Source organism: Runella sp. MFBS21 (assembly GCF_029433105.1).
Lineage (GTDB): Bacteria > Bacteroidota > Bacteroidia > Cytophagales > Spirosomataceae > Runella.
In genome coordinates, this window is record NZ_JARNTW010000004.1 from 267,545 (window position 1) to 290,336 (window position 22,792).

At 41.0% G+C, this 22,792-nt stretch carries 19 protein-coding genes; 16 read left to right on the forward strand and 3 right to left on the reverse strand.

Annotation, left to right across the window (positions count from 1 at the left end):
• The first annotated feature begins 20 nt into the window (after window positions 1-20).
• Window positions 21-1,094, forward strand: coding sequence for a RimK family alpha-L-glutamate ligase (locus P1X15_RS11525; protein WP_277338273.1), 1,074 nt, complete (start codon window positions 21-23; stop codon window positions 1,092-1,094).
• Between the two features lie 63 nt (window positions 1,095-1,157).
• Window positions 1,158-2,255, forward strand: coding sequence for a carboxylate-amine ligase (locus tag P1X15_RS11530; RefSeq protein WP_028664646.1), 1,098 nt, complete (start codon window positions 1,158-1,160; stop codon window positions 2,253-2,255).
• Window positions 2,256-2,305: 50 nt separating this feature from the next.
• Here the strand turns inward: P1X15_RS11530 and P1X15_RS11535 are convergent, their stop codons facing one another.
• Complete coding sequence (locus P1X15_RS11535) at window positions 2,306-3,328, reverse strand: acyl-CoA reductase (RefSeq protein WP_277338274.1); 1,023 nt, start codon at window positions 3,326-3,328, stop codon at window positions 2,306-2,308.
• A gap of 133 nt (window positions 3,329-3,461) precedes the next feature.
• Between P1X15_RS11535 and P1X15_RS11540 the strand changes: the two genes are divergently transcribed.
• The 8 genes from P1X15_RS11540 (at window position 3,462) to P1X15_RS11575 (ending at window position 14,282) form a co-directional block, all read left to right on the forward strand.
• Complete coding sequence (locus P1X15_RS11540) at window positions 3,462-3,809, forward strand: 4Fe-4S binding protein (RefSeq protein WP_277338275.1); 348 nt, start codon at window positions 3,462-3,464, stop codon at window positions 3,807-3,809.
• Window positions 3,810-4,216: 407 nt separating this feature from the next.
• Window positions 4,217-5,458, forward strand: coding sequence for an outer membrane beta-barrel protein (locus P1X15_RS11545; protein ID WP_277338276.1), 1,242 nt, complete (start codon window positions 4,217-4,219; stop codon window positions 5,456-5,458).
• 100 nt (window positions 5,459-5,558) lie between these two features.
• The gene (locus tag P1X15_RS11550) at window positions 5,559-6,881 is read left to right on the forward strand and encodes an ammonium transporter (RefSeq protein ID WP_277338277.1); all 1,323 of its coding nucleotides are present in this window, start codon (window positions 5,559-5,561) and stop codon (window positions 6,879-6,881) included.
• 640 nt (window positions 6,882-7,521) lie between these two features.
• The gene (locus P1X15_RS11555; protein WP_277338278.1) at window positions 7,522-9,861 is read left to right on the forward strand and encodes a DUF11 domain-containing protein; all 2,340 of its coding nucleotides are present in this window, start codon (window positions 7,522-7,524) and stop codon (window positions 9,859-9,861) included.
• A gap of 290 nt (window positions 9,862-10,151) precedes the next feature.
• The gene (locus tag P1X15_RS11560) at window positions 10,152-11,183 is read left to right on the forward strand and encodes an AraC family transcriptional regulator (RefSeq protein ID WP_277338279.1); all 1,032 of its coding nucleotides are present in this window, start codon (window positions 10,152-10,154) and stop codon (window positions 11,181-11,183) included.
• Window positions 11,184-11,291: 108 nt separating this feature from the next.
• Complete coding sequence (locus P1X15_RS11565) at window positions 11,292-12,287, forward strand: AraC family transcriptional regulator (protein ID WP_277338280.1); 996 nt, start codon at window positions 11,292-11,294, stop codon at window positions 12,285-12,287.
• 49 nt (window positions 12,288-12,336) lie between these two features.
• Window positions 12,337-12,789, forward strand: a complete 453-nt coding sequence (locus tag P1X15_RS11570) for a transposase family protein (RefSeq protein WP_277338281.1) — start codon at window positions 12,337-12,339, stop codon at window positions 12,787-12,789.
• 110 nt (window positions 12,790-12,899) lie between these two features.
• Complete coding sequence (locus P1X15_RS11575; protein WP_277338282.1) at window positions 12,900-14,282, forward strand: L-serine ammonia-lyase; 1,383 nt, start codon at window positions 12,900-12,902, stop codon at window positions 14,280-14,282.
• 4 nt (window positions 14,283-14,286) lie between these two features.
• On the opposite strand, the gene P1X15_RS11580 is transcribed toward P1X15_RS11575, so the two are convergent.
• Window positions 14,287-15,723, reverse strand: coding sequence for a hypothetical protein (locus P1X15_RS11580; protein WP_277338283.1), 1,437 nt, complete (start codon window positions 15,721-15,723; stop codon window positions 14,287-14,289).
• 80 nt (window positions 15,724-15,803) lie between these two features.
• Complete coding sequence (gene guaA, locus P1X15_RS11585) at window positions 15,804-17,330, reverse strand: glutamine-hydrolyzing GMP synthase (RefSeq protein ID WP_277338284.1); 1,527 nt, start codon at window positions 17,328-17,330, stop codon at window positions 15,804-15,806.
• 317 nt (window positions 17,331-17,647) lie between these two features.
• Here guaA and thrC point away from each other — a divergent pair, with 317 nt between their 5' ends.
• From thrC to P1X15_RS11615, 6 genes are all read left to right on the forward strand, one after another.
• Window positions 17,648-18,949, forward strand: a complete 1,302-nt coding sequence (gene thrC, locus P1X15_RS11590; RefSeq protein ID WP_277338285.1) for a threonine synthase — start codon at window positions 17,648-17,650, stop codon at window positions 18,947-18,949.
• Between the two features lies 1 nt (window position 18,950).
• The gene (locus P1X15_RS11595) at window positions 18,951-19,412 is read left to right on the forward strand and encodes a GNAT family N-acetyltransferase (protein ID WP_277338286.1); all 462 of its coding nucleotides are present in this window, start codon (window positions 18,951-18,953) and stop codon (window positions 19,410-19,412) included.
• 234 nt (window positions 19,413-19,646) lie between these two features.
• Window positions 19,647-20,186, forward strand: a complete 540-nt coding sequence (locus P1X15_RS11600; RefSeq protein ID WP_277338287.1) for a PspC domain-containing protein — start codon at window positions 19,647-19,649, stop codon at window positions 20,184-20,186.
• 32 nt (window positions 20,187-20,218) lie between these two features.
• Window positions 20,219-20,389, forward strand: coding sequence for a LiaI-LiaF-like domain-containing protein (locus P1X15_RS11605; protein ID WP_277338288.1), 171 nt, complete (start codon window positions 20,219-20,221; stop codon window positions 20,387-20,389).
• 11 nt (window positions 20,390-20,400) lie between these two features.
• Entirely contained in the window at window positions 20,401-21,408 is a 1,008-nt protein-coding gene (locus P1X15_RS11610; protein ID WP_277338289.1) for a LiaI-LiaF-like domain-containing protein, read from the forward strand.
• Between the two features lie 131 nt (window positions 21,409-21,539).
• Window positions 21,540-22,658 (forward strand): TlpA disulfide reductase family protein, encoded by a 1,119-nt coding sequence (locus P1X15_RS11615; RefSeq protein ID WP_277338290.1) that lies wholly within the window; start codon window positions 21,540-21,542, stop codon window positions 22,656-22,658.
• The last annotated feature ends 134 nt before the right edge of the window (window positions 22,659-22,792 follow it).

The window sequence follows — 22,792 nt, forward strand, 5'->3', positions numbered from 1 at the left end:
GGTAGGGGGCTTTTACATGTATGAAAAAAATTGGAATACTTCACGGAATGGAAAATACTTTCCCACAGGCTTTTGTGGAGAGAGTCAATGAGTTAGAGGGCACCGACATCGTAGCTGAGCCTGTGCTTATAGATAGAGTAGTACAAGGAGAGCCTACCGATTATGCCGTTATTATTGACCGTATTTCGCAAGATGTGCCTTTTTATAGGGCGTACCTCAAAAATGCGGCTCTTTGTGGTACGGCAGTTATCAACAACCCTTTTTGGTGGAGTGCCGACGAGAAATTTTTCAATAATGCTTTGGCCGTAAAGTTGGGTGTGCCTGTACCTAATACAGTCTTAATGCCTTCAAAAGAACGCCCCACAGATACCACAGAAACCTCGTTCCGAAATCTCAAAATGCCGATGGCTTGGGGGGAGATGTTTGAGTATGTAGGTTTTCCTGCATACATGAAACCACACGCAGGCGGAGGTTGGAAAAGCGTATATAAAATTCATGATATGGACGACCTTTGGGCCAAACACGCCGAAACCGAACAATTGGTAATGCTCCTTCAGAGTGAAGTTACTTTTGAGGATTATTATCGGTGCTATTGTTTGGGAGGAAAATATGTCCACATCATGCCCTATGAGCCACGCAATCCGCATCATTTGCGCTACGCTACTCAGCCTAAAACTACGGGAGAAGCACACAAAAAATTGATTGCGACGATTACCGATTACGTACTTCGCCTCAACAAAGCCTTAGGATATGATTTCAATACCGTAGAGTTTGCTGTACATGATGGGATTCCGTATGCCATTGATTTCTGTAATCCTGCTCCAGACGCCGACATTCATTCTGTAGGGCAAGAAAATTTTGATTGGATTGTGGACAATGCCGCCAAAATGGCCATTGAAAAGGCCAAATCCCACAAAGACGGTAAAATGAACCTGACATGGGGAAGTTTTGTACGTACTTCTGCTATGAATCTTCCTATCACAAACCTCGCCAAAGGAGACGTAGAGCAGACGGAAGAAAAACCCAAGAAAGCCCCTGCGCCTAAAAAAGCAAAAGCAGAGGAACCCACACCCGCCAAAAAGTCTAAAAAATAATATTCAGACTCAAGCCCTAGCAAGGAATTTCCTTGCTAGGACTCTAACTCTACTTTCTAGCCTATGTCTATGTTTACAATCGGAATCGAAGAGGAATTTCAGACCATCGACCCTGAAACACGGGCGTTGCGTTCGCATATGTCAAAAATCGTAGAAGACGGGAAAATCATCCTGAAAGAACGAGTGACTGCCGAAATGCACCAATCGGTGGTAGAAGTAGGTACCAATATCTGCACTAATATCCAAGAAGCTCGCCAAGAGGTGACTTACCTCAGAAAGATGATTATTGACTTAGCGGCTCAGCAAAATCTTAAAATTGCGGCGGCCGGGACGCATCCTTTCTCAGATTGGCAAGACGAACTTATCACGCCCAATCCACGCTATGACAAACTCATTGAGGAAATGCGTGATGTAGCTAGAGGTAATTTGATTTTTGGGCTGCACGTCCACATCGGTATCCCTGACCGTGATACGGGAGTTAAGTTACTAAATTCACTTACCTACTTTTTGCCCCATATTTACGCCCTCTCCACCAATTCTCCTTTTTGGTGTGGACGAAATACGGGCTTTAAATCATATCGATCAAAGGTATTTGATAAATTTCCCCGTACAGGTATCCCTGAATATTTTGAGACGGCCCACGATTATGATGATTATGTCAATCTTTTAGTAAAAACGGGCTGTATCGACAACGGTAAAAAGATTTGGTGGGATATGCGTCTACATCCTTTCTACAATACCATCGAATACCGCGTGTGTGATATACCAATGCGAGCCGACGAAACCATCTGCTTGGCAGCGTTGATGCAGGCATTGGTGGCCAAAATTTCAAAATTGATGAGCAAAAACCTCAACTTCCAGCATTATCGGAAGATCCTTATCAATGAAAATAAGTGGCGGGCAGCTCGCTATGGTATTCATGGAAAATTGATTGATTTTGGTCGTAAAGAAGAGGTGCCTTATTATAATTTGGCCCAAGAACTTTTAGAGTTTGTAGATGATGTATTGGACGACCTCGGTAGCAGAAAAGAAGTCGAATATATTCACAAAATTCTAGAAATGGGAACCGGCGCTGACCGTCAGCTTGCCGTTTGGGAAGCGACCAAGGATCTCAGCAAAGTGGTAGATTATATCGTAGAAGAAACTCGCTACGGAATTTAAAAAGAAGCTTTCCCTGCATCATAACATATACAGGGAGAGCTTTTTTTAGCTTATAAATTTGTCAGGAACGTCATCGTATCTACTCCATCTGCATAATCAGAAAGCGAAGGCGCTTGAGCTTGTCCAAAGGGTAGACTCCCTTCAAAACTACCTTCTTGCGAAACAATACACTGGAGTTTAGGACGGTGTAGCTCTACTAATTCGCTAAGGTGATTTTGAGATTTATATTCTTCAAAAAACAATACAGAGATAGGAGAAACTAACCCTTCACTTTCTTTCACTATCAAAAAACCGTTGTCTAAGTGTGCATCGCCATTGATGAGATAGATAGACTTGTTGTACTCATAATTATGGAAATACTTATAATGATGCCGGTATTCTTCAAAGTGAGTTTCAACCAAGGTCAAAAAAGGGATAAAATCATAGCCGGCAGGTACCAAAACTTTAGAGACATTACGGCAACCTAGCCCGAAATACAGCAAAATATCGGTGGCTAGTGCCATTAGCTCTTCTGTCGACTCGCTGCCATTTAGGATACCAAGCGAGGTACGGTTACGGCGGATTAAATGCGGTTTCTTAGAAAAATAATATTCGAAGTAACGGGCAGTATTGTCGCTGCCAGTAGCGATGAAAGCATCGGCATCGTTGAGGCGCTCTGCTACAGAGATGCGAGAGGCTAAAGCAGGCTCAATGTCGATGAGCTTTTGGATGATAAACAACATCAGCGTGCGGTCGTCGGTACTGAGTTTAGCCAATAGATGATGCCCACTTATTAAAACTGCTAGCAAATCATGAAAACCTACAGCAGGAATATTACCTGCCATGACAACTCCGACTTTTTTAGGAATATCAACATCTTCTAAATAAAGATTAGGATATTCACTGAGCCATTGGGTGAGTTTTTCTTCATCGAGGTATTGTTGGGCTATTGCCAGCAAAGCTCCATCTACTGCCGAAGGAGTAAACCAAGGGTTGGTAGAATGTGCTCTGTATGCGATTTCTTCGCGAATAGAAGTGTGGAGCAATTTGCCAAGTTCCACAAAAGGGCGTATGCGTTTGGTGATAGAATTCATTGGAATATTTATAGGAAAAGTACAAGAAATCAAAGATTTCTGATTTTTATTACCTAACCGAAACTTTAAATAGTTAAATTTGTTTTTCAATTGCGAGTGCAAATATCCCAAAACTAAACGATACAGTGCAATTATGGCTATCATGATTACTGACGAATGCATCAACTGTGGTGCATGCGAGCCAGAATGTCCAAATACTGCAATATATGAAGGTGGCGTAGAATGGACCTACGCTGGCGGGACTCTTTTAGAAGAAATTGACTATGGCGATGGTACGATTGTGAATGCCAAACTGAAACAATCGCCCGTTTCAAATGAGTTTTATTATATTGTCACTGACAAATGTACGGAGTGCGTAGGTTTTCATGAAGAACCTCAATGTGCGGCTGTTTGCCCGGTAGATTGCTGTGTGCCAGATCCTGACAATGAGGAAGACGAAGATACACTCTTGGCTAAAAAAGCATGGATGCATGGTGAATAGCCCAACATAAGTACATAAAGGCTCTTTTCGATTCAAAGCCTCTGGACTAGTCCAGAGGCTTTTTTTTTGCCAAAATCTCTCTGGGCTTCTTACCACTGGATTGGTTTGTTACCTTTTGAAAGAGTAAAAAAATATAAATATTCAAATGTTTGGTTACTTAGTATAGTAAGTTGGTGAAGAATAATATTTTGAAATTTTTTAATAAAACAGAATAATATTAAAAATTGTATTATGTTAATAAATAATTAAATTTATCTATAATAGTAGGTATTAAATGAGCAAAAAATTAAATTTTTATGAAAAAATACTTAAAAAATGAACCAAAAATTTGGTTTTTTACAAAAATAGACCAAAGTTTGTATCGGAAAACAAAACCACATAATGCCCACCTTAAACAAAATAATATTATGCAAAAGCTAAGTTTACTTGTTTTATGTTTGTTTGCAACGTTTTTGGCTTTTCCTAAGGGAATTGACGAAGTGAAGGACGATAGTAAGAAGGAAGCGAAGACGGAAAGCAAAACAGAAACCACTACCGAAACTAAAACGGAAGCTAAAACAGAGGAGGAAGAAGAGAAAAAAGGTCAGTTTACATTCTCAGGTTATATTGACTCTTATTACACTGGAAACTTCAACAAGCCCCTTTCTCGTTCAAACCTTGGTGCTTATTATGCTCGTGTATTTGATCAAAAATCAGGTCAGATTTCTTTAGGTTTGGTTCAAACCAAAATGCAGTATAGCAATGATAAGTCTGATGTAGTAGTAGACTTAACTTTTGGACCTAATGCCAATATGGGTAACTACGGAAATGCAGTCGGAACAGCTCTTGCGATCAAACAAGCTTATTTCAACTGGAAAGCATCAAGCAAACTTACTTTGACTGCTGGGCAGTTTGGTACTCACATTGGATATGAAGTAATCGATGCTCCTGTCAACTTCAACTATTCACTTTCCAATCTTTTCAACAATGGGCCTTTTTATCACATTGGGGTGAAAGGTACTTATGCGTTTTCAGACAAAGCGTCTTTGATGGTAGGGGTTGTTAATAATGTCGACAACTTGGACGACAACAACCGTAAAAAAGGCTTGATTTCTCAATTGTTTTTGAATCCTGTAGAAGGATGGAATGTATATCTAAACTTTATCAATAGCAACGAAGCCAACCCTGATGCACAAGGAAATACTCCTTCAGCTCACTATCGTGTATTTGATATTGCTACTACTTACCAAGCTACTGAAAAATTATTGCTAGGATTAAACGCGGCTTATGGTTCTCAAAAAGGAGATTATCAAGGTGCGGGTGGCCCTACAGATACCAAAACTTGGGGTGGTGCAGCAGGTTATATCAGCGTTGCGGCTAGCGATTTGTTTAGCATTGGTGCTCGTTATGAGTATTTTGATAACACAGGTGGTGCTCGCGCTTTACTAAACCGCAAAGATGAAGGAACTTCAGTTAACTCTTTTACACTTACTGGAAACTTTACCCTTGCTGACGGTCATTTGCTTATCAAACCTGAATTCCGCTTAGATGCTTACAAAAAACTTAGCGGTGCTGGCGAAACCAATTTGCAACAATTTGAAGATTCAAAAGGCGCTTACTCCAAAAACTCACAATCTACTTTGGGACTTGCCTTGATTTATAAATTCTAATGCTCTTTCCCTACTTAGTAGTTGGTATTGAAAATGAAAAAATACCAACTACTAACAATTCAATAATTATAAGTACAACCAAAACCAGTCAAATAATTTTATGAAAAATTACATCCCACTCGTGATTTTGTTGGGCATTAGCCTTCTAGGGATTTTGATGCCCGCTATCCCTACTCAAATTGTGACGGAAGGCCTTGATACAGGCGACATCGCATGGATGCTTGTTGCTACAGCCTTCGTTTTGTTGATGACGCCCGGTTTGGCGTATTTCTATGGTGGTATGGTCAACCATAAAAATGTGATTTCAACCATGCTTCAGAGCTTTATTGCGATGGGAGTTATCAGTGTGGTTTGGGTTGTGGTTGGGTTTAGCTTGGCTTTTGGAGATTCTATCGGAGGCTGGGTTGGTAATCCTACTACATTCTTTATGTTTAATGGAGTATTGGATGGTAAACCTTGGGGAGGCGCTCCTACGATTCCATTGGCATTGTTTGCTTTTTTTCAATTGAAGTTTGCGGTAATTACTCCAGCTCTTGTGACAGGTTCGTTGGCAGAGCGTATTAAATTCCGTTCTTATATTTTGTTCATGGTATTGTTTAGCATTTTTGTGTATGCACCTTTGGCACACTGGACTTGGCACCCTGACGGATTTTTGTTTAAATTAGGAGTACTTGATTTTGCAGGTGGTACAGTAGTACACATGTCTGCTGGATGGGCTGCTTTGGCTGGAGCATTGTATCTTAAGCGTCGTCGTGCTCACGTTGAAGCCAACTTTTTGCCCCCTGCCAATATCCCTTATGTATTGCTCGGAACAGGTCTTCTTTGGTTCGGTTGGTTTGGTTTCAATGCAGGTTCGGCGGTAGGTTCAGGTCCTTTGGCAGTATCTGCTTTGGGTGCTACCAATACTGCTGCTGCTGCTGCTGGTCTTGCTTGGGTTCTTTTCGACACTGCTAAAGGTAAAAAACCTTCTGCTCTTGGATTCTCTATCGGTGCTGTAGTAGGTTTAGTTGCGATTACTCCTGCTTGCGGTTTTGTGACCATTCCTCAGTCTATCTTTATCGGAGCGATTTCTTCAATCGTTTCTAACTATTTAGCACATCTTCGTACCAAAACTACTCTTGATGATACTTTGGATGTATTCCCTTGCCACGGTGTAGGAGGTATGATGGGTATGCTTATGACTGGTATTTTTGCTACTAAAGGTATCAACGGTGCGGTAGTAGATGAAGGATTGGCATACGGACAGTTTACCTTGTTCAAAAACCACTTGATAGCGCTTGTTTTAGTATCAGTATTTGCTTTTGTAATGTCATATATTATCTTGAAAGTAACTGATTTGATTGAACCTTTGCGTGTGTCTGAAGAAGATGAGAAAGTAGGTTTGGATATTAGTCAACATGATGAATTTTTGGTAGAGGCTTAAGCCTCCAAACAACGACACCACAGGCACGTTTCTGACGTGCAATTGACTGTGGTTTTGTTGTACTCGTTGAAGCTACTGGCATTGCTGGTAGCTTCATTTTTTTGTATAGTCATTTACCCTGAAGAAGACAAGAAACGATTTTTGGGCAAGCCTAATTTAGCTCATGTTTTATACGTCGGCTTGTGTTTTATTTTGTATTATCTATGGTATTAATGTGATTTTTAATAGAGAGTGATTCTGGATCTTTTCTAAATACATACGCTTAGAGAGGTAAACTGATTTATTGAGATGGTTTTGAAACCTTTAAAAATAGAGATGTTATTTATATTCCTATTGGTTTTTTGTTGTCTTAAAAGGTTTTTGTATAATTTATTCAAGTTTTGGTTAGAATATTGTAGTAGGGTGACAGCTTTAAAAAATACGCTTCCGAAGAATTAAGTAAAATACTTAATAAGTATATATTAATAGTATATAAATGCCAAAAAAAGGCATATTTTTTTCCTAAAAGATTATTTGATATTCCTCAAAGTTACTTTCTAGGGTTTGTTTATCGATTGGTCAAAATGTTGATAAAAGAATAGCTGGTGGTATATCAAAGATAGACACCACATACTCTTTTCACACTAAACATTTTATGGTCATGTTGTACAAATTCCTACGTACAGTTGGGGTAAGCATGCTGCTTTTCATTCTAACCCTAAGTCATTCTAAAGTGCTAGCGCAACAACAGACGCTAGAAAACAATCAAATATGTATGGATCCCATTGCAGGGAGAGGGGCCTACATCAACAGTGTCAATACAGGAATATGTTTGCTTTGTACAGCTGCGGACGGGGCACCCGTAGTTGATGGCAATCTTGCAAACTTTACGACACTAACCACGGGTATCTCAGTAGGACTCCTAGGCGGCTCGGCGATTTCGGTAAAGGACTCACTTCAGTATTATCCAGCAGGAAATGTAGCAGGTTTTGTGATAGGAATGGGGACGTCTCTGTTATCTGCAGATATCTTGGGCGCTTTACAAATCCGTACTTATCGTAATGGGATATTACAACAAACCGCGACGCTAGGAGGAGGCTTATTGAAAGCATCGGCTCTGGCGGGCACAGGAGGCAAACAAATCGTAAGTTTGACCACAACCCAAGCTTTTGATGAAATCCAGCTTTTTGTGGATGGGAGTTTGTCGGTTTCCCTGTTATCTTCTTTGAATGTTTACTATGCTTTTGAGGGGCCTGCTTCCTGCCCCCTTGATTGTACCAATGCTTTGGTGGGGGCGGATGTCAATAGCGGAGATCCTACCGATACTGGTTTTGGAGGGGTGTGTTTAGGTGGAGGAGTATCAAATCCCACCAATGCAACTAATGCGGATACCACTGATGCGGCCCAAATATCTATTCCAATCGGTGTGGGATGTTCTCGTTATTTGCAAGTAAATCTTGCCAATACTATTTCAAATGGCCCAGGCGACGTATATGCTGGTTTTGTAGTGCAGCAAGGATCAGGTTTGCTTGATGCCAGTGTGCTAGGCGTTCTTACAATCAACACTTATTTGAATGGAACACCTGTACAGAGTATCCCGAGTGGAAGTATTTTGACGGCGTCTCTTCTGGGAGGTACACGCGCTCAGCTTGGATTTAAAGTAACGGGTGCGTTCAATGAAATTAGAATTACCGCAGGGGGATTAGTGTCTTTAGGTTATGATTTGAATGTGTATTATGCTTTTGTAAAAAATGATAGTGACGGCGACGGAATGCTTGATTGTATGGATAGGTGCTCGGGCGATGATTTGTTGGATACCGATGGGGATGGTATTCCTAATGCTTGCGACGAAAATCAAGTGGATATTGCTATCAACAAAACCGTGAACGCTGATAGTGTATCAGCAGGTACAGATGTAGTATTTACTGTTACCGTTACTCGTGAGGCTGATTTAACTGGTATGGAATCGCCTACAGGTTTGAAAATTAAAGATTTACTTCCTACGGGTCTTAATTACGTATCACATTCGGCACCCACTGGAACTTTCTATAATCCTGGAACAGGTATATGGAACGTAGGTAGTGCTTTAGGGGGTAGTACTATGAGTCTTGCCCTAACGATTACAGCGAGTGCGGATTCGAGTGGAGTGCTGACCAATATAGCCCAGCTTTTTGCGCTTAATGAGCAAGATATCGACCCTGCCAATGCCGATACTATCTCTAGTGCGTGCGTATCGGTGCCATTCTTACTGTGTCCCGGTACTGCTCTGACATTGTCGGCACCCGCGGGGGCTACCGGCTATCAATGGTATCTTAATGGAGCCATTATTCCGGGAGCTACCGATTCTACTTATACTGCGACTGCTTCTGGTAGCTATACATTTACAAGCTCGGTGGTAGGTGCATGTCTTACGGGTAACTGTTGCCCAGTGATTGTAATCTACAGAGTAGCTGAAGCCAATGCTGGTTTAGATCCTGCGCCAATCTGTGCGGGCACTGCTGTGACGCTCACTGGCTCAGGAGCTGGGATAGGTGGTAGTTACTTATGGAATACAGGCCAAAATACGGCAAGTATCAATGTGTCACCTACTAATACTCAATCCTATATTTTGACCATTACAACTGTAGATGGGTGTGTAGATCGTGATACAGTGGTAGTCACTGTCAATCCAATACCTATTGTTGGAAGTGTAGTAGCGATTTGTAACAACAATGGTACTACCGACAATTCTGGTGATGATACATTTACATTTAATCTTAACCCAACGGGTGGAAGTGGCACTACTTATACGGTGAGTGGTGTGACTCCTACAGGGCCTTTCAATTATGGAACTCCCCAGTTATTTGGGCCATTTGCGGCAAGTGGAGGCAACCTTAACGTTACGGTGACAGATGCTAATACCTGCTCAGTAAGCGTGACAGTGATAGCACCAGCGGGGGGATGTTCTAACTGTTCGCCCTCACCTGTTTGTGTACCAGTAACCGTACGTAAACTTCAATAAAGGTGACTAGAAAATAAACCATCAAAGTGCTTTTTAAGTGTTTAGAGGAGAGGGCTTTCTGTAAAGGGAGGCTCTCTTTCTATTTTTTTTAGATTTGTGAATCCAAAACGTTTTTTTTTCGTACATACCTTGGGTTATTGAGTATTCGTTTTATTATTGTATTGGGTTTGAGAATAATACTATGCGTTATGATGACTATTTTACTCATAATAAATGCAATCCTATCGACATTACTCGCAATAAAAATTTATCGAATAGGGCAGTTTGGTAAGTATTTAGCACTTTTGGGTGTGTTAAATTCTCTACAGCAGTTGCTGCTGAGCTATGTTTCTTATTTTCATAAAGCGATTGCAAGTTATCTTTTATGGTTGCCAGAAGCACTTAGTTTGACCGTGCCGGTTTTGTTGGTAGGGCTTTTAAATAGTTCTTTGACTCCTCCTACTTCCAGAAGCATCAAATGGATGCTGGTACCATCTTTCCTTTATATCAAACTATTTTCGTATGCCTATGTAGGAGGGTATGTAAGCTCGGGGTTGTTTTATAGTTCTAGTTTATTTAAAGGGACGGTAGGAATAGTGTTTCTGTATAATTTAGCAGTATGTAGCTACATAGCTTATAAGTTCTCGGTTCAGCCCAAAAGTATACTACAAACATATAAGCCTTATTTTTTATGGTTGTTTTTGTATACTTTTTTGCTGTGCTACATGGTCAGTACTAATTCCTTATTTTTAGGACAACCTCTGAAGAACGATTTGTATTTTATCGTTAATCAAGGTATCATCATGGGCGGAATCGTGTTGTGGGGAGTGGGGTTGTACAAAGATTGGAAGCTAGATAGTGTTGCGATAGACCAGTATCCTGATGTAAAAATCTCTACAGAGTTACTAGAAAATGAACCCAAATACCAACTGAGTATAGCCGATAGCAATACTACTATAAGTCTTAAAAAAGAGTTATGCCCTAATTTAAAGACAGAATACGTAAAACGTATTAGACATGCTTTAGAAAGTGAAGAAGTATTTCTTAATTCTAAATTAAGTTTGGCTTTGCTAGCTCAAAAGGTTGACATTACCCCTCATCAACTATCCTATACAATCAATAACGAGTGGGGGCTTAATTTTAACGAATTGATAAATTTATACCGAGTCAAAAGAGCTAAACAGCTTTTAGAAGACAAAAACCATATCTCAGCTACCATTTTTGCGATTGCGATAGACTCGGGCTTCAATTCAGAGTCATCGTTTTATACGGTTTTCAAAAAAAGCACAGGATATTCGCCAAAACGCTTTAGAGAGGCATTAAAAATGACTTCAAAATTATAACTTTGAAGTTTTTTATTAGAAAATTTTATTTAATTTGCACTACGCACATTACCACTACTTTGATCAAGCCATTAAATAGGGTATCTAATCTTATTCAAGATCATTTTTATGGAGATCAAGTTGAGTTTAAAACCATCCAGAGATTGGATGAGTCAAGTAGCGGAGCAATTTGGAGTTGAAGCAAAATCAGCATCTGAATTTTATCATTCTGAAGGCCATTCGTATGTTAAGTTAAACGCAACAATCTTTGATAAAGAGGTTGCAGTATTGATTGGTGATTTGTGTTGGCACAAACCACTCAATACAGTAAATGTGTCATTAGGAACTAACGAATACTGGACATTGCAGTTCGTTCATTCAGAAGACGCTCATGTCCATTACTTAACGGGAGGAGCAGCCCAAAAACACACACAGGCGTTTAAATCTTCTTTGTTTTTTAGTTCTAAAATGACTGTAGATACACACTGGGCTGTAGGTAAACGTTCACGGTTTGTGGCTATTAGTTTTTCAAGAGAGTGGCTTTATGAAAAACTTGGATTGAGTGAGACCAAAAATAATGAGACAAATTCTGCGTTTTTAAATTTGTTATCTTCTGAAGCAGGGGTGTATATGAAAGGGATGGCGCTGTTTGAACAATCTTTATCACTTAACAAACTTTTTGAGGACGTACACGCGCCTACTTGGAAGCTATTAGCGCAGGCAAAGTGCTATCAATTGATAGCTGAGTTTATTAATCAAATAGGCTATACCACAGTAGAAGAATTGGGGATGAAGCTAAATCAAAGCGATCTAAAACGTATTGTGGCAATTGAAAACAAGTATTTTGTAGCTACCAAGCCTCTTCCCAATCTAGACTTTCTAGCTAGTGAAGCCAACATGAGCTTGTCCAAATTTAAAAAATGCTTCAAACAAGTATATGGCTTACCTCCTTATGAATATCACCTTAATCAAAAACTAGAAGTAGCTAAAAATCAACTTCTACAAAACAAATGGACTGTCTCTGAGATTGCTTCCCAATTGGGATATACAAGCGCTGCTAATTTTGACAAGGCATTCAAAAAGAAGTTTGCCATGAGTCCAACTTCTATGTTAAAACAAGTATAAGCAAGGTATCTATCAAAATACACATTTCTATTCTCAATTTAATGCTTCTATGGTTTGGATTATGATTCAGCGTTACGAAGATTTACAATCTGATGAAAAAAATCTTCGACGATTAACAGGTTTAAAGAAAGATGAGTTCAAGCAGCTTCACCAGTATTTTAAAGACGGGTGGCAGACTTATTTTTCTAACTATACTTTTGATGGTAACCCTCGCCTAAGAAGGCAATTGTCCACTCGTAAAAATAGCATATTCGCGGATTCTCAAGATGCATTGCTTTTTGTGTTGGTATATTTGAAAGGAGGGGTACCCCAAGAGCAGCTAGCACTTAGCTTTGGGATGGATCAACCTAAGGTGAGCAAGTATCTTTCGCTTACTCAAAGGATTTTACTTAGTGTTATGGAAAAAAATCCAAACATTATTTCCAAGCGCAAACAAAAACGCCTCTTAGAAATAATAACGACTAAGTCTCATGGGGGAATGATAGCCGAGGAGGTTTCTTAGGGCTTTTTGGGGACAAAGATTTTTTTTTACTTTACCCCTACGGCGAGATAGTACCAAAAAGCGTATTTTTGGCTACTATCTCGCACTTGTTTATAACCTCTTTGAAACTTATGCCTACTCCTAACCCAATTACTACTTCATTTTTTGATTTATTTAAAGTAGGCCCAGGGCCCTCTAGTTCGCATACAATTGGCCCTATGAAAGCCGCTTATCTTTTTAGAAAGCAGCTAGAGACAATAGCTCCAGATCTGGCACAGCAGGCTCACAAAATTCAGATACATCTTTATGGATCACTGAGCGCTACTGGCAAAGGACACAGTACTGATAGGGCTATTGTGGGAGGATTGTTAGGATGGCAACCTCATACCTGCGACCCTAAATTGTTGAATTCTATCATGAAAACCGACCAAGATACGTATCCTGTGGTGTTTCAAGAGGTATCAGTATATGTAGGAGGGTTAGATGTGGTGTATCATAAAGGAAAAACCAATTTTCCACATCCAAATACCATGATTTTGAAATTGGTAGATATACACGGGCATGTTTTATTTGAAAGAGAGTATTATTCGATTGGAGGAGGGTTTATCCAAGAAAAGGGCCAAGCGCCCGAAGGTACACGTCAAACTCAGCCCAAATACCCTTATTCTACTATGGAGGAATTAAAAATTCAATTGAAGCAAAGTGGCCTGACCTTAACCCAATTGATGATACAAAACGAAAAGTCACTCACGGGATTGACTGAAAAAGAGATTCTGCAAAAAATTGATCAAGTGTTGACTTTTATGCACAAGGCAGTTAAGCGGGGTATTAGAGCAAAAGGGGCATTGCCTGGTAACATTCGACTCCAACGGAAAGCAGCTATTTTATATGAGCGAGCCAAACAACATGCCTCCACTACTGACAGCTTTTTGATATTTCTAAACGCTTATTGTTTGGCGGCTTCTGAAGAAAACGCTGCTGGGAGTATTGTGGTGACAGCACCTACCTCCGGGGCCTCGGGCGTATTTCCGGGTTTGACTTATTTGATGAAATATCATTTTCATTATTCTCCCCAAAAAATGCGTGACGGAATGCTGGCAGCGGCAGCAGTGGGTTTTTTGGTGAAACACAATGCCAGTATATCAGGTGCTGAAATGGGGTGCATGGGCGAAATCGGAACCGCTTCGGCTATGGGTGCTGCTATGCTGACCTATGCAGCTGGAGGCAATATGGCTCAGGTAGAAGCTGCCGCCGAAATCGGTATTGAACATCATTTGGGGATGACTTGTGACCCTATCGGAGGATATGTGCAGATTCCGTGTATCGAACGCAACGCCATGGGGGCAGCCAAAGCTTACAATGCCTACTTATTGGCCATGACCATTGAGCCAGAGATGCAAAAAATTTCTTTCGATAGCGTTATTAAAGTAATGCGAGCCACAGGGCGTGATATGTCAAAAAAATACAAAGAAACCTCAGAGGCAGGTTTGGCATTGAGTATGACAGAATGCTGATTGGTCATTTACTGTTGGCATAAGAAGGTGTGATGCGCTTATAAATACCTTTCCATGAGGTTTTTTGATATTGTTTACCGATTTCGGGTAAGCGCGTAAACAATTGAGGCATCATTTGCTCCTTATCAATAATATAGGTAGGAGGGTCTGCTACAAACTTATCAAAAATGCTAATGACACTTTCATAGCTATTGAGATTTTCAAAATCCTTGCGAGCCAGTTCCCAGTTGATATAAGGCGTTGCAGGGAAATTGTTGGAGTATTCGCCCTCATCATCTCCGATCACCAATATCTTTTGCTGGGTGATTTCGGCGGGTAAGAGGGCTTTCTTTGTGCGCAAATTCTCTAATCGAACGGATTGATTCAACAAAATTGGCTTTTCCAACAAAGACGATTGGTACCTGAAAAAAGCGATGGTCAAAAACACCACAATGAAAAGAATCTCAGAAAGCAGGTAACGCTTCATGAGCAAAAAGAAGTTGACTGAGAAAAAAGCCAATGGAGGTATAAAAATCACGAATTGCATGGGAGCCACAAAAGGCATTAGCCCGATGGAAATGATTGCTACAATAAACCACAACACCATAATCTGCTGACAACGGCTCTGATAATTGATAAACCGAGGATACCCAATGGTTTGAAAAAAACCTAGTCCTCCCAATAAAATAATCCCTCCCATGGTACTAAATACGGCCAAAAAATCACTCAAATAATAGCGGTGTGTCCGAAAAGCAGAAGTAAGTAAGTTTTGACTAAGATCGTCGAGGGAATCTTTGAAAAAGAACAACAATATGACGAGTACAATCGGAAATACATATCCAAAAAATGCAAGGGTATGTTGGCGAAAATTACTTCCTGTGTATAAAAGCAAGGAGGCAAATGCCCAAAGTGAAAAAAGCCCCATCGGCAAATAAAACAAAGTCGCCACACTTAGATAAAACCCCAGCTCAAACACTTCATCGGTGACACCATCGCGTTGCATTTGGCGGATAAGTGTACCAAATGCAAACAAAACAAAGGTGGTAGCCATTAGCACTGGAGAAAGCGTACTACAGTCAAAAGATACGTTGATAAAAAGCACGTACAAAATCCCTGGCACGTAATTGCGCTCCGTAAAAAGCTGTCTCTCTCCCGATATATAGTTGAAATAAACTGCTTGAATGATGATAATGATATTGGCAATGGTACGGTGGGCGCTAGGAGAGCGTCCAAAGAGTTCGTCCACACCCCAATAGACCAAGGCAGACAGAGGACTAAGGTTGTCCCACACATCTCGGTACAACATAAAACCCTGCCCCATTTTTTCTCCCACCAACATCCATTGAAGTTCGGGTACGAGTAGTTCGGGGGGTGAGATATAAAAAGGAAACTGAAGAATCACCAAAACGATGATGAGACTCAGGATTTGATAAGGAGCATTGACTCTAAAAAAACTCAACATTATCTATACAATGGAAAAAAGTAGTGAATACCTGCTGTATTCACTACCTATGATGCCGTCTTGGGTGAGGCGTTTTTATTTTATTCCCATTCGATAGTAGCCGGTGGTTTGGATGAAATATCATACACCACCCGATTGACTCCCTTCACCCGATTGATGATTTCGTTGGAAACATCTGCCAAAAACTCATAAGGAAGATGTGCCCAGTCGGCTGTCATACCATCTACCGAGGTTACGGCCCTGAGTGCTACCACTCGTTCGTAGGTACGTTCGTCGCCCATTACTCCCACACTTTGAATAGGGAGCAACATCGCGCCTGCTTGCCATACTTGATCATATAGACCTCTGTTTTTGAGACCATTGATAAAAATGGCATCAACTTCTTGTAAAATAGCTACTTTTTCGGCGGTGATATCCCCCAAAATCCGAATCGCCAAACCAGGTCCCGGAAAAGGATGACGCTTCAAAATATTTTCAGTAATACCGAGGGTTTTGCCTACCGCTCTTACTTCGTCTTTGAAAAGGGTATTGAGTGGCTCTACCACTTTTAGTTTCATAAAATCAGGAAGCCCGCCTACATTGTGGTGAGACTTGATGGTCGCCGACGGCCCTTTGACCGATACCGACTCTATGACATCTGGGTAAATAGTGCCTTGACCGAGCCATTTTACGTCTTCAATAAGATGCGCTTCTTGGTCAAATACATCAATGAATGTTTTACCAATGGCTTTCCGTTTGGCTTCGGGGTCGCTAAGGCCAGCAAGTTCAGTATAAAACTGTTCTTTGGCATCTACTCCTTTGATGTTAAGCCCCATATCTTGGTATGAGTGCAATACACTTTCGTATTCGTCCTTTCGCAGAAGACCATTGTCAACAAAAATACAGTACAGGTTTTTGCCAATAGCATGATGAACCAAGGTAGCGGCTACCGTAGAGTCTACTCCGCCCGACAGTGCCATCACTACTTTGTCGTCGCCTAGTTTTTGTTTCAATTCATTGATGGTGCTTTCTACAAAAGAAGCAGAAGTCCAGTTTTGGGAGCAGCCACAAATACCTACCACAAAATTTTTGAGGATAGACTTGCCTTCCGTAGAGTGAGTCACTTCAGGGTGAAACTGAATCCCGTAGGTCTGTTCATCTTTGAGCTTGAAGGCCGCTACTTTTACAGAATCTGTAGAACCAATCAACTCAAAATTGTCAGGTATTTGAGTGATTGTATCCCCATGAGACATCCATACTTGGGTGTTGGCCGATACCCCGTCGAGCAGTGCCGAGCTTACATCATGACTAAGCATAGCACGACCATATTCGCGGTGCTTGGAGGCATTGACTTGTCCGCCGAGGGTATATGCCATCAGCTGGGCTCCATAGCATACTCCCAACAAAGGCAACTTTCCTCTAAAAAGGCTTAAGTCAACCCGTGGCGAATCTTCGTCACGCACCGAGCAAGGACTTCCAGAGAGAATAACTCCTTTGATATTGGACGTAATTTCGGGAATTTTGTTGAAGGGATGAATTTCGCAGTAAATGTTCAGTTCGCGGACGCGTCTAGCGATGAGTTGGGTATATTGCGAACCGAAATCAAGAATCAAGATTTGTTCGGTCATAGACGTATTTCTAAGATGCAAAGTTACAAAAGACCTACGAAATACAGTATCACTATTAACAAAAAGGTTTGAAAGATACCTAACAAACTCCGTAGGACGTATACCAAGGGGACTACTGATTATCCAAAATCGTTTTATTATTCTTCAAAATCAAGTTTTTATAACGCTAAAACCTAGTATTGACCAAATAAACTACCCAATTTGGGTAAGGTATTCGTGGGTCTAGAAGAGGTAAAATTGGGTAAGTACTTGCATAGAGCATATGCGACACGTAATTTTGACCTTTTAAGTTCGCACGTTTTACGCAATACCCACTGATGATTTTATACAGCACCAAAAATCAAAACCTCAAAGCTACGCTCGAAGAAGCGGTTTTTCGCAGCTTACCTCCCGACAACGGCCTTTATATGCCAGAGGTGATTCCGACGGTTTCGGAAGCATTCCTTGAAAATATTGACAAATTAAGTTTCAATGAAATTGCTTTCGAAGTTTCCAAAGCCCTCCTTAGCGACGATATTTCTGACGCAGATATACGAATGATTGTGGAGCGGGCTTTTGATTTTGATGCGCCCGTAGTGTCGGTGGAGCCGCATATGCATTGCTTGGAGCTATTTCATGGGCCTTCGATGGCTTTCAAAGATTTTGGGGCGAGATTTATGGCATCTTTGATGTCTTATTTTTTGGTAAAATCTCAGAAAGAAATTCGGATTTTGGTGGCTACCTCTGGCGATACAGGCGGAGCGGTAGCACAAGGGTTTCACAATGTGCCGGGTATTAATGTCACCATTTTATACCCGAGTGGTAAGGTAAGTGATATTCAAGAAAAACAACTGACCACATTGGGAGGAAATGTGACGGCATTGGAAGTGAATGGTACTTTTGATGATTGTCAGGCTTTGGTCAAAAAGGCTTTTTTGGACGCTGACCTCAATCGGAAATACAATCTAGCTTCAGCCAATTCCATTAATATCTCACGGTTGATTCCCCAGTCTTTTTATTATTTTAGAGCCTATGCTCAGGTCAAACATTTAGGATTGCCCGTCGTGTTTTCGGTCCCAAGCGGCAATTTTGGAAATCTTAGTGCGGGGCTGTTGGCGTACCGCATGGGCTTACCAGTGTCACATTTTATTGCTACCACCAATCGCAACAATGTAGTGCCTAACTATCTAGAAACAGGAAATTATCATCCTATACCTTCGGTAGAGACCATCTCCAACGCCATGGACGTGGGCAATCCAAGTAATTTTGTCCGTATGACTCGTTTTTTTAGTGATGACTGGGAGCAGGTTAAAAACGATATTTCTGGTTTTTGGTTTGATGATAAACAAACCAAGACAGCCATGCGAGAAGTACGTGACCGCACGGGCTACTTGATGTGCCCCCATACAGCGGTGGCTTATCTGGGTCTGAAAGAATACATGAATCTCACTAAACAAGAAGTAACGGGGGTATTTTTGTCTACGGCACATTATGCCAAATTTTTGGATGTAGTGGAAGGTGCTTTGGGGACAAAAGACGTAGAAATACCTTTGAGATTGTCGGAACTCTTGAGCAAAACAAAAGAAGCTATTCCGATGAGTACTGACTTTGAGGATTTTAAGTCATATTTACTTTCCTAAAATGCAACTTGTAGTAGCTCGGACGTCGCAGCATTATTTGGCAGCCATAGGTCTTTTTAAAGAATATGCCCAAGGATTAGGGATTGATCTGCAATTCCAAAAATTTGATGAAGAGCTACAAATTTTACCTATCATGTATGGCCCTCCCCAAGGCGAGCTTTGGCTTTTAGGTAAAGAACCTGAGTGGGTCGGGTGCGCTGCTTTGCGTCAATTGTCGCCTCAAGTGTGTGAGTTAAAGAGAATGTTTATCGTTTCCTCTTATCGAGGACAAGGCTGGGCCGACAAAATGATGATAGAGGCTTTGGAAACCGCTCGTCATCTAGGCTACACCTATATGCGGCTCGATAGCTTGCGCCGATTGGAGGCGGCGGTCAGATTGTATCGTCGATATGGTTTTGAGGAAATCCCGCCTTACAACTACAATCCCGAACCCGACGTGGTGTATTTTGAGAAAAAGCTGTAGGATATCTATTGAAAGAGCAAAGGAATCGCGCTTTTGCTCTTTGTGCTTTTAAGAAGCAAAAAGGTGCTTCTTGATTTACCTGTCATCCCCAAAAATCTCCATTTATTTTGCCTTTGTACCGTTGGTAGTAAAAAATATTTTATTACCTTGCATTACATAGTACCTTTGAATCAACAATGAAGCAATTATCAATTTTGACTCAACCAACAAATCACGTTTTTAAATTATAAAGTCATGAACAACAAACCATTGCGTCGTATTCAGAGTGAGGCTGTTTTGGGTGGTGTAGCCGCCGGCCTTGCTGATTATTTTGGTATGGACAAAGCCCTGATGCGGGTTATTTTTGTAGTACTGATGATTTTTGCAAAAGGTTTTCCCGCTATTTTGATATACATCATTTTATGGGCAGCCCTGCCTAAAGGGGAGCCTACTACGACCGCAACGTGGGACTACACAGAGCCTAATCAGCCCAAAAGAGATTACAATAAGGGAGCTGAGATTGTAGGTTACGTTTTACTCCTTATTGGTGGATTCATGTTGTTTGATCGGTTGTTTTACTGGATGCACCTCCAAAAATTCTTGCCGGCGGCATTACTCATTGGAGTAGGTTTGTTTTTGATTCTTCGTGCCAATAACAAACCACAATCGTCTATCAATAACTCAGACCGAGCTACCCCTTCATGGACTGATTCGGCTCCTATCAATGATTGGCAGCCTCCTAAATCTTCGGAATCTTCGCAAAGTACTTCCGAATCTGACGAGCCTAAGGTTTAACAAAGAACTATTTACCTATAACCATTACAACCATGAATTATCAAAGCACTTTTTGGGGAGCTATCCTCGTACTCATCGGTGGTCTTTTGCTCATGCGTGAGCTTTTCGACTGGTTTGATTTTGAACGCTTTTTTTGGCCAGTATTATTTATTGTAGGCGGGGCGTTGCTGATTTTTAAAGATAAACTTAAGAAAATATCCTAACTCACTGAGCCATGAAACAATCTTCTAATACCCTTTTTTGGGGCGCGATACTACTGGGCTTGGGACTCGTAATGATGGCCAAAACACTAGGATGGTTTTATATAGACTGGGGGCTTACCCTTCGTTTTTGGCCAGTATTGTTGATTTTGGCGGGCGTGAGCCTTCTTTTCAGACAGAGCTGGTCGGGCATAGCCACGGCTGTCTTAATCGCCATTGCGATTCCTTCGGCTATCATCAATGCTGCTAACAAAAAACTGGATCGTTGGAGTGATAACGGAATAGAGTTTCACCTTGATGATGACGACGATGATGATGACAACTATCGCCGAGACGACGAATACAAAGAACGTTCTAAGGTTTATTCAAAAGATGGAGAAACGCACTTTTCGGAACCATTTGCGGAAGGTATCTCCGATGCAACGCTCAAATTCGGGGCGGGAGCAGGAGAGTTTAAAATCGAAGGTACTACTTCTCAATTGATTGAAGCTGATGCCGATACCCAATTTGGTAACTATGTAATGACTACCAAACGAAATGAGACCGAGAAAGCAAGTGTGGTAAACTTCGAAATGGAAGGTAAAGGCAAAGGCAAAAATATCCGTATTCGGGATTTTGACAATATGGACAACCAAGTCAAAATGAGTCTAAACAATACGCCTACTTGGTCATTTGATTTGGGCTTAGGGGCTGGTAAAGCAGATTTTGATTTTTCAGCTTATAAAGTCAAAAAGGTGAAGATTGGCGCGGGGGCTGCGGAGGTAAATCTCAAACTAGGTGAAAATGTAGAGAATGAAGCTATAGTAGAAGTAGAAGCAGGTGTAGCTTCTATCGAAATCGAAATCCCCGAATCTGTGGGCTGTGAATTGAAAATCGAAGGTGCTCTAAACTCCAAAGACCTAGATAATTTTGAAAAAATAAGCGGAGGATTGTACCGCACTTCCAATTATGATACAGCCACCAAAAAGATAAGTGTCTCTTACAAAGGGGGATTGTCTCAACTAGAAATCAATAGATATTAGTAGTTTAAGATTAGTTGGATTAAAAAATGCTGTTGGTTTCATAACTGGCAGCATTTTTGTTTTTGTACCTTTGTACATAAGAAAATCTAGTATTCCTTCGTTTACAAAAGCAAACACTTTCGAGTCATTTCATGAAAAAAATACTTACGGCTGCTGCATTCTTGTCTAGTCTTGTGCTTGTTGCACAAAATAAAGTGCAAGACTTTACGATTTCGGGAACTGCCAAAAATCTACAACCCAAAGACAAGGTTTATTTGGAAGTAGCGGGTACTCAGCCTCTTTTACGGCTAGACTCTGCCATCGTAGGCTCTGACAAAAGATTTACTTTCAAGCGTAAAGAGCTAGATGAAGGAACGGTCTATCAAGTAAACTTGGCTTCGGCGCAGCGAGTTATTGTGTTGATAGAAGGAGGAGAAACCATCGAAATAAACGCCGAGGGCACTGAAAAAGGTAAAGCGCTTGTCGCTGGTTCTAAAAACAATGATTATTACCAGCAGTTGCTTACTCTTTATAAAGAAATGAATGAGAAATCACTCAAATGGCAAGAAGAATACGCCCAAGCAGAGCAAAAGAAAGATACAAAAAAAATTGCCAAAATTCAAGAAGATTTTGAGGCTTCAAGCCAGGCATTTACGGCCAAAATTAAAAGTATGATTCCCGAAATGGGAACTTCATTGGCGGCCTTGTTTGCCACTAATTTCTTAAATCCCGAAACAGAGTTTGCGACTATTGATGCCCTCGCCAAAAAATTTGAAGTAGAGCGTCCTACTATGAAGCAAGCGCAGATATTTGTCGGTAATGCCAAGCGTATGCGTGGAATCCAGATTGGAGACCCTGCACCAGAGATTACGCTCAATAGCACCGAAGATAAGCCTGTAAGCCTTTCTTCATTGCGCGGCAAAATAGTGCTCATTGACTTTTGGGCGTCTTGGTGCGGGCCTTGCCGCCAAGAAAACCCCAATGTAGTAAGGGTTTATAATAAGTTTAAAGACAAAGGTTTTGAGATTTTTAGCGTATCGCTCGACCGCGATAAAATGGCATGGGTAAAAGCCATTGAAAAAGACGGACTTGTGTGGCCAAACCACGTTTCAGACTTGAAATATTGGCAATCGGCTGCGGCCCAAACCTATGGCGTAAATGGTATTCCTGCGACTTTCTTGTTGGATAAAGACGGTAAGGTAATTGCTAAAAACTTGCGTGGCGAAGCTCTTGAGAGAAAACTAGAAGAAGTATTGAAGACCAGCAACTAGAAGTAGGTCAGAAAAGATAGGTACTTGAGTTTTAAAAGAACTTTTCAAGTTTTCGTGACTTGGAAAGTTTTTTTATTTTGGCTCAATTGCCAATCTTTACGTGCATTTCCAGACAATGGACAAATGTACACAAG